Source organism: Shewanella sp. POL2, from assembly GCF_000282755.1.
Classification (GTDB): Bacteria; Pseudomonadota; Gammaproteobacteria; order Enterobacterales; family Shewanellaceae; genus Shewanella; species Shewanella xiamenensis.
The window spans coordinates 1-265 of sequence record NZ_AKZL01000235.1 but is presented as its reverse complement, the minus strand read 5'-3'; the positions used below and the strand labels follow the sequence as shown (position 1 = coordinate 265).

The following is a 265-nucleotide window of genomic DNA, read 5'->3' as shown; positions in this document are numbered from 1 at the left end:
GAGCTTTGGTACGATAGAACTTTGCTCAGTAAGATGTTTCGTCGCGTGGTGCAAAAGTTGGATGGACAACATGATATGCCTGCCGACACTGTGGCCATGCTGCAAGCTCTTACCTCTAGAGAAAGAACCATCATTCAATTCGTTTCCAGCGGCGCGAGAAATAAGGAAATTGCCCATCGTCTTTGCATCAGTGAGCACACGGTAAAGGCGCATATTTCATCGATTTTCCGTAAAACCCAGTCACGAAATCGTGTCGAGTTATTAA

Annotated in this window: 1 protein-coding gene; it reads left to right on the top strand. The window is 45.7% G+C overall.

Features of this window, described 5'->3' with window-relative positions; genetic code table 11:
• On the top strand, window positions 1-265 hold a 265-nt coding region (locus SHEWPOL2_RS22210), incomplete at both ends, for a LuxR C-terminal-related transcriptional regulator (RefSeq protein WP_037431963.1).